This window comes from Chryseobacterium sp. DZ-32 (genome assembly GCF_059587025.1).
On the sequence record NZ_JCAIOM010000010.1, the window covers coordinates 42,411 to 55,626 of the forward strand.

Genomic DNA, 13,216 nt, shown 5'->3' on the forward strand with positions numbered 1-13,216 from the left:
CAACGGACCAGTATCTGAAAAATTTTGAAGTTTTCTAATAATCTTCTTTAGAGAATCGGGATGAAATTCAAGAGCTTTGATGTTGGTTTTAAAGTTCAATCAACGGTTTATAAGTCCTCCCCACAGGCAGCTTTTTTCCATTCACCTGAATAATATTGGCAGATTTTACTTCTATTTTTGGCCGGGAAATAATATAGGATTTGTGGATACGGACAAACATTTTGGGATTCAACGCTTCTTCTATTTTACTGATGGGCATTTTAAAAGTGAGAGTTTCCGTTTTTGTATGAATATTAATGTATTCTCTTAAACTTTCGATGTAAAAAATATCCTGAAGAACAATTTTAACCTTCTTTTTACCACTGTTCAGGAATATAAAATCGCGTTCAGAAACTTCGAGTAATGCATCTTCTGCTTCCATTAAATGCTTGAATTTATCAATAGCAGTCAGAAAGCGGTCATATGGAATGGGTTTCATCAGATAATCCGTGATATCAAGCTCATAGCCTTCTACTGCATATTGATGATACGCTGTTGTAACAATTACAAAAGGAGGATTTTTTACTTTCCTTAGAAAATCAAAACCTTTTAGAACCGGAAGATGAAGATCAAGAAACATTAAATCTACATCATGAATACTTAAAAGACTGCTGGCATATACTGCATCTGCACATTTTCCTACCAGATTCAGTTCCTGATCCCGTAATATAAAATTTTCAAGAATTTCTGCTGCAATAGGTTCGTCTTCTACAATAATGCAATTGTATTTTTTAGAGGTTGATGGTGTCATGAAAATCAATGGTTAAAGTTACAGTATAGCGGTTGCTCTCATCTTCCACGGAAAGCGTATGTTTTGGATAAAGAAGTTCAAGCTGTCTCCGGATATTTTTCAGTCCTATTTTGGTGGAATTTTCATGAGATTTTTCCTGTCTGGAATTTTCTACAAGGTAAGTAAGATTTCCGTTCTTTAAATGAATATCAACGGTAATAAATGCTTCTCCCAGACTTTCAGAAACGCCATGTTTAAAGGCATTTTCTACAAACTGTATCAATATCAGGGGTGAAATTTCCTGTGAAGGATTATCGATATTTTCAGAAAAATTCACAGTCAGCTGATGGTACCGGATCTTCTGAATCTGTATAAAATCTTTAATATTTTCAATATCCTTGGCTATAGAAATGTTTTTTTCTGCAGCTTCATAAATATTATACCGCATTACTTTGGAAAGCTGCAGAATAACATCGGGAGTTTCGTCTGCTTTTTTCATAGCCATTCCGTAGATATTATTGAGGGTATTGAAAAGAAAATGGGGATTGATCTGCGCTTTCAGCATAGTAAGTTCCTGATCCAGTTTTTCTGACTTTAACTGAGAGATCTGTTCTTTGAGTATATTTTTCTGCCGGGTAATTTCAACCCCGAAAATAAGACCTGTCATAAAAATAAGATCCATAAAAGAATTGAAAGCCACATAACCATTGATAAATCCGGAAACCTGCTTGCCGTCCAATGTTTCAATAACACCGTAAATATCAGGATATATGATAAAATGTGTTACAAACCGGTGGCCAAAGACAGCTGCTGTTACAATGAAAATATAGAGAATATATTTAAAAACAAATTTAAGATTAACCTTTTCATATACATACAGCAACACATAGGCTAACGGAATTTTAACCAAAAAATAACACAGTTCCAGCATAAGGGCATTCTGAAGCCTTATCTGCCATTTGAAATCAGGAAACTGATACCTGGACCAGTAAAAGTCGAGGTAAACTTCCAGCGTATAATACAAGATCCAAAAAAGCAAATGAATCCGCCATTTAGATTGACTGTCTGATTTCAAGCTTATGATGATTTAAAAGTACAAAGTACCATTTATTAACCCAAATATAAACATATAAGTCTATCAAATGAAGCCAAAAATCTACAAACTGTTTCTTCTGAATCATTTTACGTGGCAAAGATTCTGGAATAGGTTAACTCTTATTTTTATTCATAAAATATAAAGAGACTTCAGGATACATGAGATTGAAAAAGCAGAAGATCAGCAGGACATTGAATTCGATCCCATTGGTTCCGCCTCCTACTACAAACCAACCATTTTGCCAGTGAACATAATAAATCCCGGAAATAAAAATGAGAATATTACAGACCGCTACAGGCTTGATACATTGGTCAATCCAGAGTAAAGGCACTGATAAAAGATGAGTCAGTTTTATGGCCCAGGCTATATAAATTCCTGCAGGGCTGAAACCCAATCTGTCCAGATAAGCATGTCCGAAATCATTCACATCCCCACTGAAAATAGAAATCACACTATGCATCAGTAATATCACTGAAAGTGCCAAACGAAGGTAAAAACTCTTTTTCATAGAAACAAAATTAATATGTGAAAACATACACTTATCATTTTGTATATCAACAACTTTGAAAAAGGTATAAAAGTTTTAGTTTCAGCATAAATTGCAATTTTTATTATTGATATCTATTTTATGCAATATTAAATCTTTTTAATATTTCAATATAAAGTGATTTAATAAATACAATTTAGTATATTTACATTCAGATAAGACATAATAATGAATTTCCCCCATAATCAGTAATCGGTCTTCATAAGATATTTTACATGGTTATAAAACGATTCTAAGACACAAATGCTTCTATCTTTTTCAACTAAAAAGAGTGGTAAATAACTTACCACTCTTTTATATTATAACCGGAAAAATAACTTGTTTTAATTCTGTGTCAAATTTTTCTTAATAAAATCTTCCAGTTCCTGGCCATGAAGGTTTTTAGCTATAATCGTTCCCTGTCCGTCAATAATAACATTAAAGGGAAGCTCATCTACTTCATACAGTTTTGCTACAGGGCTTTTCCAGAATTTTAAATCGCTGATCTGTATCCAGTTGATCTGAAACCTGTCGATTGCTTTCTGCCAGCTTTCCTTATTCTTGTCTAAAGAAACGCCCACTATTTCAAACTGATTTTTTTTAACCTGCCCGGAATAGCTATCATACATTGTTTTCAGTTGAGGTTGTTCTTCTACGCAGGGTGCGCACCAGGTTGCCCAGAAGTCGATCAAAACCAGTTTTCCTTTTAATGCTGAAAGAGAAAATGAAGTTCCATCTGCCTTGGTCATTGTTATGTCAGGAGCTTTCTTCCCTACTTCTATGGTGTTCTGGGCAGAAATATATCCTGAAAACAGTATGAAAAATAATATTGTTAAAGAGTTTTTCATATTAATCATTTGTAGGATAATTTTTATCCAGCCAATCTGTTTTGATGTTTTTTGGAAGGTTTAAAAGCTTCGTATTTTTGAAGCCCATTTCCATTAATAATGCAAATGCAGGACGGATGTTAGGACATTTTACAAAAGGACAGCAGCCGCAATAGATCACAATTTCTTTGTTCTTAGGAATATCTTTAAGATAATTTCTCAGTTTTTCCAGATTTTCAGGTTCGTGAGTCGGTCCGATGTCTACAGAACCTTTCACAATAGCTTCAGGTCCTACTGAAATGATGACCAGATCTTTTGTTTTTTGATTTTCAATTCTGGAAGCCAGTAATGCCGGATCCATCAGCTGGCTCTCTTTCCATGGATCCTGTTTTTGCTGTGCCTGACTGAATATGGAACAAACCAGGCAGGCAATGATAAACAAATACTTCATACTTCTATTTTTCACAAAGATAAGTTGAAAAGTTCAGAGTTCAGGGCTGATTACTCAAAGCAGGCTTATTTAGATTTTTAATTTTAAATTCGATTCCGAATAATTTTATACATTTATCTACAACAAATACTTTTAACAATGGAAGAAAAATTCCAGCCCGATGCAATTATTATCGGAACCGGACTGGCAGGGCTTACCGCGGCGATGGAAATTACCAATGCCGGAAAAAAAGTATTGCTTCTGGATCAGGAAACAGAGCAGAATATCGGTGGACAGGCATTCTGGTCATTTGGAGGATTATTTCTGATTAATTCCCCCCAGCAAAGAAGAATGGGAATTAAAGATTCTTATGAGCTGGCACTGCAGGACTGGAAAGGTACCGCTGGTTTTGATCGTCCGGAAGATTACTGGCCCCGCCAGTGGGCTGAAGCTTATCTGAAATTTGCTGCCGGTGAAAAGTACGATTATATTTCCAAACTGGGAATCAGGCTGATGTTTATGGTGGGCTGGGCAGAGCGTGGTGATGGTTCGGCAACGGGTCATGGAAATTCCGTACCCCGTTTTCATGTGAGTTGGGGAACAGGCACAGGCGTGGTAAAACCCTTTGTAGAAAAAGCTTACAAAGCTCAGGAAAAAGGACTGCTTCAGATGAAATTCAGACATCGGGTAACTGAATTGATAGAGGAAAACGGCAAAATGAAAGGCCTTAAAGGAGATATTCTGGAAAATGATAACCAGGAAAGAGGTGCTGCAACGAACAGGAATGTCATCTCTGCATTTGAGTATACAGCGCCTAATATTATCATTGCTTCAGGAGGAATTGGTGCCAATCATGAGCTGGTAAGAAAAAACTGGCCGGAAAGATTGGGAAAAGCACCTGAAAATATGGTCTGTGGTGTTCCTGCTTATGTGGATGGAAAAATGATAGGCATTGCAGAACATGCCGGAGCTCATATCATCAATCCGGACAGGATGTGGCACTATACGGAAGGGTTACAAAACTGGAATCCTATCTGGCCTAATCACGGAATCCGCATATTGCCCGGTCCTTCATCATTATGGTTTGATGCGAAAGGAAAACGTCTCCCCGCTCCTTTTCTTCCCGGTTTTGATACATTGGGAACTTTACAGTATATACAGGAAACCGGATTTTCTTATTCCTGGTTTATTCTTACCCAGAAAATTATTAAAAAAGAATTTGCTCTTTCAGGTTCGGAACAGAATCCGGATATCACCAATAAAGATTATGCTCTTTTTTTGAAAAGGATTTTTGGTAAAAAGGCTCCGGGACCGGTAGAGGCTTTTAAAGAGCACGGAAAAGATTTTATTGTATCAGATAACCTGGAAGATCTGGTTAAAAGAATGAATGAACTGGCAGGAAATAATCTCCTGAAATATGAAAAAATAAAATCACAGATTCAAGCCAGAGACCGCGAACTCAACAATAAATTTTCAAAAGATACCCAGATAAATTATATCCGGAACACCCGGAATTATTTAGGAGATAAACTCGGGCGTGTAGCGGCACCACACAAAATTTTAGATCCTGAAAACGGACCTTTGATTGCTGTACGTCTTAATATTTTAACCCGCAAAACTTTGGGAGGAATAAAAACCAATCTGAATGGCCAGGTATTGAGGGAGGATGACAGCGTCATTGAAGGATTATATGCTGCCGGAGAAGCAGCTGGCTTTGGCGGCGGCGGAATGCATGGCTACAGAGCTTTGGAAGGAACATTTTTAGGAGGCTGCATCTTCTCCGGAATGAAAGCAGGAAAATATATCGGCGGACTTTAAAACTAAATAATAGTATTGAACATGAGCAGTTATTTTGATCATAAAGTCATTTGGATCACCGGTGCATCGTCAGGCATTGGAGAAGCTTTAGTGAAAGAGCTTTCCAGGAACAGCAATGCAAAAATTATTCTTTCTTCCAGAAAAGAAGAACAGCTTTATTCCGTGGCTGAAAATGCCGGCCTGAGTACAGATCGGTATGCGGTCATTCCTTTAGATCTTAAAAATTATAAAGAAATGCCAGCCATTGCAGCGAAGGCAGCTAAGAAGTTTGGAAAGATTGATATTCTTATTAATAATGCCGGACTGTCACAACGGTCGTTAGCCATGGAAACAGATATTGAAGTGGACAAACAGCTGATCGATACTGACTATATCGGAACAGTAGCACTTACTAAAGCAGTTGTACCTTATATGTTTGAAAATAAAGGAGGACAGATTGCTGTTGTATCCAGTCTTATGGGAATTTTTGGCGCTCCTATGAGAAGCGGATACGCAGGTGCAAAACATGCTTTACACGGTTTTTTTGATGCATTACGGGCAGAATTATTCAGCCAGAATATTAAGATTACGATGATCTGCCCGGGTTTTATACAGACTGATATTTCTATTAATGCTGTTACCGGGGACGGTTCGACGCAAGGCACGATGGATGATGCTACTAAGAATGGCATGCCCGTAGATATCTTCGCCAAAAAAATGCTTTATGCCATAGAGAAACAAAAAAAACAGAAAGTGATAGGCGGTAAAGAAGTGATGGCTGTTTACCTGAAACGATTTTTTCCAGGCTTATTGGCGAAAATAATCCGTAAAGCAAAGGTAGTATAAAGAAAAGCCCGATTCTTTCCTGAATCGGGCTTTTGAGTTAGTTAACGATAATGGTTACCTTTATTTACTCAGGAACCTGCGCCTTTTCATAAATCAGTCCCTCATTTTTTAATTCTTTCCAGAATTCGGCAGGAATGTTGGTTTGCAAGGCATTCATATTATCTTTCACCTGCTCAGGCTGGCTGGCACCCGGAATAATGGAAGCGAATTCGTCAGCGGCCAGTACAAAATGCAGTGCGGCATCAATAAGGCTTATATTGTATTTTTCGGCAATGGAAGTCATCCTGGCTCGCTTTTCATGCATTCCTTTCGGAATCATATCTTTATAATTATAGCGTTCTCTTCCTGCTATATAGCCTGAATTGTACCCAGCTCCCGAAACCAGTTTTACCCCTGCTTTTTTAACTGCAGGAAGAAGACGGTCCACAGCATCTTCATGCTCCAGAATAGAATATTGCGTGGCCGACAGACAGATATCAGGATCAGCAGATTCAATACAGTCTAAAATAGGTTCTATTTTATTAACACCCATTCCCCATGCCTTTATAATTCCCTGACTGCGAAGTTCAGAAAGAATTTTAAAAGCTCCGTTTCTTGCCTGTTTCAGAAAATAAGGATAACGGTCCCCTACCTGATCTTCAGACAGATCATGAATGTAAACAATATCAATATGACTCAATCCGGTTCTTTCCAGGCTGTCTTCAATGGATTTTTGTACAGCATAAGATGTATAATCATGGAAGAAGTCATAGTTAAGAGGCTTTTTCCACATCGTTGGAGGAACTTCAGATTCCGGAACCTGTTGAAAAAGTCTCCCCACTTTGGTTGAGAAAATAAAATCATCCCTGTCTTTATCTGTAAGAAAATGTCCAAATCTTCTTTCACTTTTGGTTAATCCGTACCACGGAGAAGTATCATAATACCGCACCCCGCTATCCCAGGCCGTCTGTAATATTTCATGAGCCTGTTCATCCGTAATGTTTTCAAAAGCTGTTCCTATTGCTACACCCCCTATTCCCAGTCGGTGCTTTTCTGTTAAAATGTCTGATTTCATATGTTGAATATTTAAAGTGTTGGATGATTTTTACAGTACAAACATCATGCTGCCCTCCATAGAAATGTTAAAAAGAAAATTGTAATTAAACACTGAAATCCGTACCAACTGCCGGAACAATAACTATTTCAGCATTTTGAATATTATGTTAAATATTTATTTCGCAGCTCCTTTGGTCTTGTTATTGAATGAATTTCAGTACACCATTTGAAATAATCACATACTATGAAAAAGCATATTCTAATCGTAGGAGGAGGATTTGCGGGCATCAACCTTATCAAATCTCTCAGAAATGATAAAAGGTTCAGAATAACTCTGGTTGATAAAAACAATTATCATTTTTTCCCGCCACTTATCTATCAGGTAGCTACTTCGTTTATAGAAGCTTCCAATATCAGTTATCCTTTCAGAAAACTGTTTTCAAACAATAGAAATGTGAAGTTTCACATGGGCAGCCTGGTTAGGGTAAATCCTGAAAATAAGACCATAGAAACTGATACGAGAATCCTCAGTTATGATTATCTGGTACTGGCATTAGGGACAGAGACTAATTTTTTTGGAATGGAAAATGTAAAGAGATGTTCGCTTCCGATGAAAAATATAGAAGAAGCACTCTATCTGAGGAATCATATTCTGCTGACTCTGGAAGAAGCCGCTAGAAATAAAGACATTAAAGAAGCCGAAAAACTTCAAAATATCGTGATTGCCGGAGGTGGACCTACAGGAGTAGAACTGGCAGGAATGCTTGCGGAAATGGGAAAATATATAGCCCAGAAAGAATATCCGGAAATCAAACTGGGACTTTCCAATCTTTATCTTATTGATGCTTTACCTACTTTACTTTCGCCTATGAGCCAGCTGGCCCAGAAAACGGCTTATGAGAAGCTGAAAGAATTAGGTGTGAAAATCCTTTTGAATGTATCTGTAAAAGATTATAAAGACTGTAAAGTCATTCTCAGCGATGGAAATTCTATTGAAACAGAAACCCTGATCTGGACTTCCGGGGTCATTGGAAAAGAAATCCCCGGTCTGCCGGAAGAAACTATCGGGAAAGGCAGACGAATATTGGTGGATGACTATAATAAAGTAACCGGAACTACCAATATTTATGCATTGGGAGACATATGTCTGATGCTGACAGAAGAAAAATATCCAAAAGGACATCCTCAGCTGGCTCAGGTTGCCATTCAGCAGGCTAAACATCTCGCTTCCAATTTTAAACGGATAGAAGACGGAAAAGTCCTGGAACAATTCCGGTACAATGATAAAGGAAGTATGGCCATCATATCAAAATACAACGCGGTAGTAGATCTTCCGAAAAATTCCTTTAACGGTTTTATAGCCTGGCTTACCTGGCTTTTCATCCACATCATTCCGCTGGTAGGGTTTAAAAATAAACTTCAACTGGCCATGGACTGGTTCCGGCTATTCATCACCAATAATCCATCCATCCGGCTTATTCTCTTTCCGAAAAGAAATACAGGAAACGGATCATGATAAAAAACAAAACACTTAAATCTATCATATTATGAAAAATCAAAGAAGACCTCCGTTTTTTGGAGAAACAGTCGTCATCACCGGTGCTTCAAGCGGAGTTGGTAAGGCTACGGCAGAAGCTTTTGCCGAACAGGGAGCTGATCTGGTATTGGCAGCAAGAGGAGAAGAAGCACTGGCAGAAACTGCAGAATTATGCAGAAAACTGGGAGCTACAGTGATTGCTGTTCCTACCGATACTTCCGTTGCAGAAGATGTTCAGAACCTTGTCAGAGAAGCTTTGGAATTCAGCGGGAAAATTGATTATTGGGTCAATAATGCAGGAGTGCTTGCATTTGGAAAATTTGAAGAAATTCCGGTAGATATCAGCGATCAGATTGTGAAAACCAACCTTTTGGGGTATATGCATTCGGCACATGCAGTGCTTCCTGTTTTTAAAAAGCAGAAAAAAGGAGTCTTACTAAATAATATCTCTATTGGCGGATGGATGCCTGCACCTTATGGAACAGCGTATACAGCTTCGAAATTTGGCGTTCGCGGAATGGTAGAAACGCTGCAGGGTGAAGTTTCAGACTTTCCTGATATCCATATTTGTGCGCTTTATCCCGGTTTTCAGAAATCATCAGGAATAGAACATGCTGCCAATTATTCAGGAATAAAGCTCAGCACACCTCCTCCATCGTTTGATCCCCGTGAGCTGGCTGCTGCTATTGTGAAAACAGCTAAAAATCCAACTGAAGCCTCTTATCCGGACTGGTCTGCTGTTGTTTTTAAAAATTTATATGAAATGTTTCCGGGAATCATCCGTTATGTATCTTCTGCAGGAATGAGAATGATAATGAAGAAAGCCAATAAGACAGAAAATACAGGTGGAAATGTCCGCCAATCTTCCTCAGGAAATATGGGAATTGATGGGAAAACACTATTATCTGTTTCTAAAAAACCTTTGATCTTGGCAGGTGCAGGAATCATTGGAGCATTGGCTGTTGGGCTTATTTTTTCAGGAAAAACGAAAGATATAAGGGAAGATTAATAGAAATAAACAGTCATCGCTATAGTTTGAAAAAGGCTCATTACTATATTTTTTGTGATATATTTCATAAATTTACAGAACTGTATCAATCTGATGATAGTGTAAAATATTTCGACGGTGAAAATTCACAACAAAAAAAAGTACCTCAGTTTCCTTAAATTTAAAAGAGATTTCCAGAAATACGGACTGGAAAAAGCACGAAGTTATGAGCTTATCCTGCATTGGCTGAACAACAGGCTGAGCAGAAATCAGTTTCTTGTTCTTTCCGGAATTCTGGTAGGCTGCACGGCTGGTCTTGCGGGAGTTATCCTGAAAACACTGGTGCACAATATTCATTATTTTATTACCAATAAAGTTCATTTTGAATATCAGATTTTATTCTATATTGTTTTTCCTTTTTTAGGAATCGTTCTGACAACGATGATTGTTCTTACCTTGTTTAAAGGTCAGGATCGTAAAGGAATCGGGGCTATTTTATACGAAATTGCACAGAATTCCAGTATTGTGGCCTCCGTTAAAATGTATTCTCAGGTGATACAAAGTGCTGTTACCGTAGGATTGGGAGGTTCTGCAGGATTGGAAAGCCCTATTGCCGTTACCGGAGCTGCTATCGGTTCCAACTATGCACAAACCTACAGGTTAAGTTATAAAGAACGTACGTTGTTACTGGCTGCCGGGGCAACTGCCGGGATCGCTTCAGCATTTAATGCTCCTATTGCGGGGATTATGTTTGCCTTTGAAATTCTTTTAACCGGAGTAGTTTTCACCGATTTCATTCCGTTGGTTGTAGCTGCGGTTTGCGGAAGTCTTTTATCAAGAATTTTACTTCAGGAAGATGTTCTTTTCAGGTTTTATACCAGGGATCCGTTCAACTATAAAAATGTTCCGTACTATCTTATTTTGGGGATTGTTACGGGATTATATGCCCGTTATTTTGTGATTATTTCTCAAAAAGTAGAACATTTTATAAAAGGACTGCAGCTTTCGAGAATGCGTAAAGCCATGTTTGGAGGCGCCGTACTTTCCCTGTTATGCGTTCTTTTTCCACCGTTGTTTGGGGAAGGTTATGAAACGGTAAAAGCTTTTACGAATGGAAACACCTACTCCATTATTGAAAACAGTTTTTTCAGGTATTTTGAGATCGGAGACTGGACCATTATCATATTTCTTATTCTGGTATTGCTTTTAAAGGCATTTGCTACTTCATTTACGATTTTTAGCGGTGGAAATGGCGGTAACTTTGCTCCGTCTCTTTTTGCAGGCGGAACTCTGGGCTATCTGTTTGCGTTGGTATGCCAACATTTAGGGTTTACAGATGTTCCGGTGACCAATCTCGTTTTGGTAGGAATGGCAGGAGCAATGAGCGGTGTTTTGTATGCTCCTCTTACTGCAATTTTCCTGATAGCTGAATCAAGTTTTGGATATGATTTATTTATTCCTCTCATGATTGTTTCCATCATATCCTATCTCATTGCCAAATGGTTCTCCCCGATTTCTCCGGAATTAAAATCCTTGGCTGATGAAGGAAAAATTTTCACAAATAAGCATGATAAAAACCTTCTCTTTGCCTTAAGAACTGAAGATTTTATTGACAAATATTCCCAGACCATTAATGAAAATGCTTCTGTTACAGAATTGTTTGAAATGGTAAAGAATGGTAATAAAAATATTTTCGCCGTTGTGGATGAAAACAGAAAATTGAAAGGAGTTCTGACATTGGATGATATAAGACCTTACCTTTTTAACAAAGAAATCGAAACGTCCCAGACGGTTACCCAGATCATGAAAGCCCCACCAGCCATACTTCATCGGGAAAATAAGCCATTGGATATTCTCCAAACCTTTGATGATACAGGAGTTTGGAATTTACCTGTAGTGAGTGACAATAATGATTTTATCGGTTTTATCTCAAAATCCTCAATATTAATGAGCTACAGACAGCTTCTGAAAGAATATTCCGATTAATAGTAACAACAGAATATAACAATCGGAAACCTCAATTCCCCCTCCTCCCGAGGGTGGCAAAAATTCAAAGAATTTTTGACGGGGTGGTTATCATCGTCTACTCAAAAAAAAACCGTTCATTGCTGAACGGATTTAATTTTTAATCTGTAATGAAAGTTGAAAAAATTAGTTGCTCGCCTTATTCAGCAGCTCAATATCTTCCTGATCCAGAACAAGTTTTGGTGCATTGAATACCGTTTCAAGCTGGGAAGCACTGGTAGCGCTTACAATGGGTGCTGTAATCAGAGGATTGGATAACAGCCATGCCAGAGAAACTGTCCCCTGTGTTGTATGATGCTTTGCACTTACCTGATCCAGCGCTTTTAATACTTCCAGTCCTTTAGGATTTAAATATTTTCTTACGCCCTCACCTCTTGCACTTTTTGCCAGATCTGCTTCATCACGGTATTTACCGGTTAAGAAACCTGCTGCTAAAGACCAATAAGGAAAAACACTTATATCAAACTGCTCTGCCAGAGGGGCATAATTTTGCTCAAATCCATCTCTTTCCATTAGGTTGTAATGAGGCTGTAAAGCAACATATTTAGGAAGGTTATTCTTTTCTGCAGCTTCAAATGATGCTTTCAAACGTTCCGGTGATAAGTTGGAAGCCGCAATATAACGTACTTTCCCTGCCCTGATAATCTCATCATAAGCAGAAAGAGTTTCTTCTACAGGAGTAATGTTATCGTCAAAGTGGGTATAATAAAGATCGATGTGATCGGTCTGAAGTCTTTGCAAGGATTCATCTACAGACTTTAAAATATGTTTTTTGCTGATATCATAGCCATGTTCCTTTGTTTCTGAACCTACTTTGGTTGCCAGAACGATATCATTGCGGTTAGTTCTGCTTTTCATCCATTTTCCGATGATCTCTTCAGACTGTCCGCCTTTTCCGTTCACCCACCATGAATAGGTATCTGCAGTATCAATAAAATTGAATCCTGCTTCAGCAAAGCGGTCCAGTATATCAAAAGACTGTTTCTCATCCAGCGTCCATCCAAAAACGTTTCCTCCGAAGTTGATGGGTGCAATCGTTAAATCGGTGTTTTTGATCTTTCTTTTTTCCATAAAAATAATTTTACTAAGTGATCTCTAAGGTAGGGAATATTAAGCCTGGAAAATATTCAAAATGACCATTCCGGCCATAGTTATTATAAATGGGAATGCTGATATTTCCTCAGTTTTTTTGATTACTTGAATGTGTTGGAAAAGCGCAAAGGCGCAAATAATTTAAAAGCTAACTGCTTTAAGACGCAAAAATTTTATCTTCGATAAAATTGAATACTGCTTATTTTTATGTTTTTTGCAAAAAATCTATAGAATCTCTTAACATATCA

General features: G+C 37.9%; 12 protein-coding genes. 5 read left to right on the forward strand and 7 right to left on the reverse strand.

Features of this window, described 5'->3' with window-relative positions:
• Nucleotides 1-88: 88 nt before the first annotated feature.
• The 5 genes from AC59HC_RS12650 to AC59HC_RS12670 form a co-directional block, all read right to left on the reverse strand.
• Nucleotides 89-790, reverse strand: a complete 702-nt coding sequence (locus AC59HC_RS12650) for a LytR/AlgR family response regulator transcription factor (protein WP_395973632.1) — start codon at nucleotides 788-790, stop codon at nucleotides 89-91.
• Nucleotides 771-1,808: a sensor histidine kinase gene (locus AC59HC_RS12655; RefSeq protein ID WP_496558712.1), complete on the reverse strand. Its 1,038-nt coding sequence runs from the start codon at nucleotides 1,806-1,808 to the stop codon at nucleotides 771-773. The genes AC59HC_RS12650 and AC59HC_RS12655 overlap by 20 nt, the downstream gene beginning before the upstream one ends.
• Before the next feature lie 169 nt (nucleotides 1,809-1,977).
• Nucleotides 1,978-2,373, reverse strand: a complete 396-nt coding sequence (locus tag AC59HC_RS12660; protein ID WP_411413161.1) for a DoxX family protein — start codon at nucleotides 2,371-2,373, stop codon at nucleotides 1,978-1,980.
• A 362-nt stretch (nucleotides 2,374-2,735) separates the two neighbouring features.
• Nucleotides 2,736-3,239, reverse strand: coding sequence for a TlpA family protein disulfide reductase (locus tag AC59HC_RS12665; protein WP_496558713.1), 504 nt, complete (start codon nucleotides 3,237-3,239; stop codon nucleotides 2,736-2,738).
• Nucleotide 3,240: 1 nt separating this feature from the next.
• Nucleotides 3,241-3,669, reverse strand: coding sequence for a rhodanese-like domain-containing protein (locus tag AC59HC_RS12670; protein ID WP_496558714.1), 429 nt, complete (start codon nucleotides 3,667-3,669; stop codon nucleotides 3,241-3,243).
• A gap of 138 nt (nucleotides 3,670-3,807) precedes the next feature.
• On the opposite strand from AC59HC_RS12670, the gene AC59HC_RS12675 reads away from it, so the two are divergent.
• Nucleotides 3,808-5,466, forward strand: a complete 1,659-nt coding sequence (locus AC59HC_RS12675; protein ID WP_496558715.1) for an FAD-binding dehydrogenase — start codon at nucleotides 3,808-3,810, stop codon at nucleotides 5,464-5,466.
• Nucleotides 5,467-5,487: 21 nt separating this feature from the next.
• Nucleotides 5,488-6,291 carry an SDR family oxidoreductase gene (locus AC59HC_RS12680; RefSeq protein WP_496558716.1) on the forward strand — a complete coding sequence of 268 codons (804 nt, stop codon included), beginning with the start codon at nucleotides 5,488-5,490 and terminating at the stop codon, nucleotides 6,289-6,291.
• 64 nt (nucleotides 6,292-6,355) lie between these two features.
• Here AC59HC_RS12680 and AC59HC_RS12685 read toward each other — a convergent pair whose 3' ends face one another.
• A complete protein-coding gene (locus AC59HC_RS12685; protein ID WP_496558717.1) occupies nucleotides 6,356-7,345 on the reverse strand; it encodes an aldo/keto reductase in 990 nt (329 codons plus the stop codon).
• Between the two features lie 225 nt (nucleotides 7,346-7,570).
• Here AC59HC_RS12685 and AC59HC_RS12690 point away from each other — a divergent pair, with 225 nt between their 5' ends.
• The 3 genes from AC59HC_RS12690 (at nucleotide 7,571) to AC59HC_RS12700 (ending at nucleotide 11,837) form a co-directional block, all read left to right on the forward strand.
• The gene (locus AC59HC_RS12690) at nucleotides 7,571-8,842 is read left to right on the forward strand and encodes an NAD(P)/FAD-dependent oxidoreductase (protein ID WP_496558718.1); all 1,272 of its coding nucleotides are present in this window, start codon (nucleotides 7,571-7,573) and stop codon (nucleotides 8,840-8,842) included.
• A gap of 31 nt (nucleotides 8,843-8,873) precedes the next feature.
• Nucleotides 8,874-9,872, forward strand: coding sequence for an SDR family oxidoreductase (locus AC59HC_RS12695; RefSeq protein WP_496558719.1), 999 nt, complete (start codon nucleotides 8,874-8,876; stop codon nucleotides 9,870-9,872).
• A 117-nt stretch (nucleotides 9,873-9,989) separates the two neighbouring features.
• Complete coding sequence (locus AC59HC_RS12700; protein ID WP_496558720.1) at nucleotides 9,990-11,837, forward strand: chloride channel protein; 1,848 nt, start codon at nucleotides 9,990-9,992, stop codon at nucleotides 11,835-11,837.
• A gap of 165 nt (nucleotides 11,838-12,002) precedes the next feature.
• On the opposite strand, the gene AC59HC_RS12705 is transcribed toward AC59HC_RS12700, so the two are convergent.
• Nucleotides 12,003-12,947, reverse strand: coding sequence for an aldo/keto reductase (locus AC59HC_RS12705; protein ID WP_496558721.1), 945 nt, complete (start codon nucleotides 12,945-12,947; stop codon nucleotides 12,003-12,005).
• Nucleotides 12,948-13,216 lie beyond the last annotated feature (269 nt).

Excerpts from the sequence above, each read along its gene's own strand:
- AC59HC_RS12665 (WP_496558713.1), bottom strand. The coding sequence starts at position 3,239 with ATGAAAAACTCTTTAACAATATTATTTTTCATACTGTTTTCAGGATAT.
- AC59HC_RS12650 (WP_395973632.1), bottom strand. The coding sequence starts at position 790 with ATGACACCATCAACCTCTAAAAAATACAATTGCATTATTGTAGAAGAC.
- AC59HC_RS12670 (WP_496558714.1), bottom strand. The coding sequence starts at position 3,669 with ATGAAGTATTTGTTTATCATTGCCTGCCTGGTTTGTTCCATATTCAGT.
- AC59HC_RS12675 (WP_496558715.1), top strand. The coding sequence starts at position 3,808 with ATGGAAGAAAAATTCCAGCCCGATGCAATTATTATCGGAACCGGACTG.
- AC59HC_RS12685 (WP_496558717.1), bottom strand. The coding sequence starts at position 7,345 with ATGAAATCAGACATTTTAACAGAAAAGCACCGACTGGGAATAGGGGGT.
- AC59HC_RS12690 (WP_496558718.1), top strand. The coding sequence starts at position 7,571 with ATGAAAAAGCATATTCTAATCGTAGGAGGAGGATTTGCGGGCATCAAC.
- AC59HC_RS12695 (WP_496558719.1), top strand. The coding sequence starts at position 8,874 with ATGAAAAATCAAAGAAGACCTCCGTTTTTTGGAGAAACAGTCGTCATC.
- AC59HC_RS12705 (WP_496558721.1), bottom strand. The coding sequence starts at position 12,947 with ATGGAAAAAAGAAAGATCAAAAACACCGATTTAACGATTGCACCCATC.
- AC59HC_RS12660 (WP_411413161.1), bottom strand. The coding sequence starts at position 2,373 with ATGAAAAAGAGTTTTTACCTTCGTTTGGCACTTTCAGTGATATTACTG.
- AC59HC_RS12680 (WP_496558716.1), top strand. The coding sequence starts at position 5,488 with ATGAGCAGTTATTTTGATCATAAAGTCATTTGGATCACCGGTGCATCG.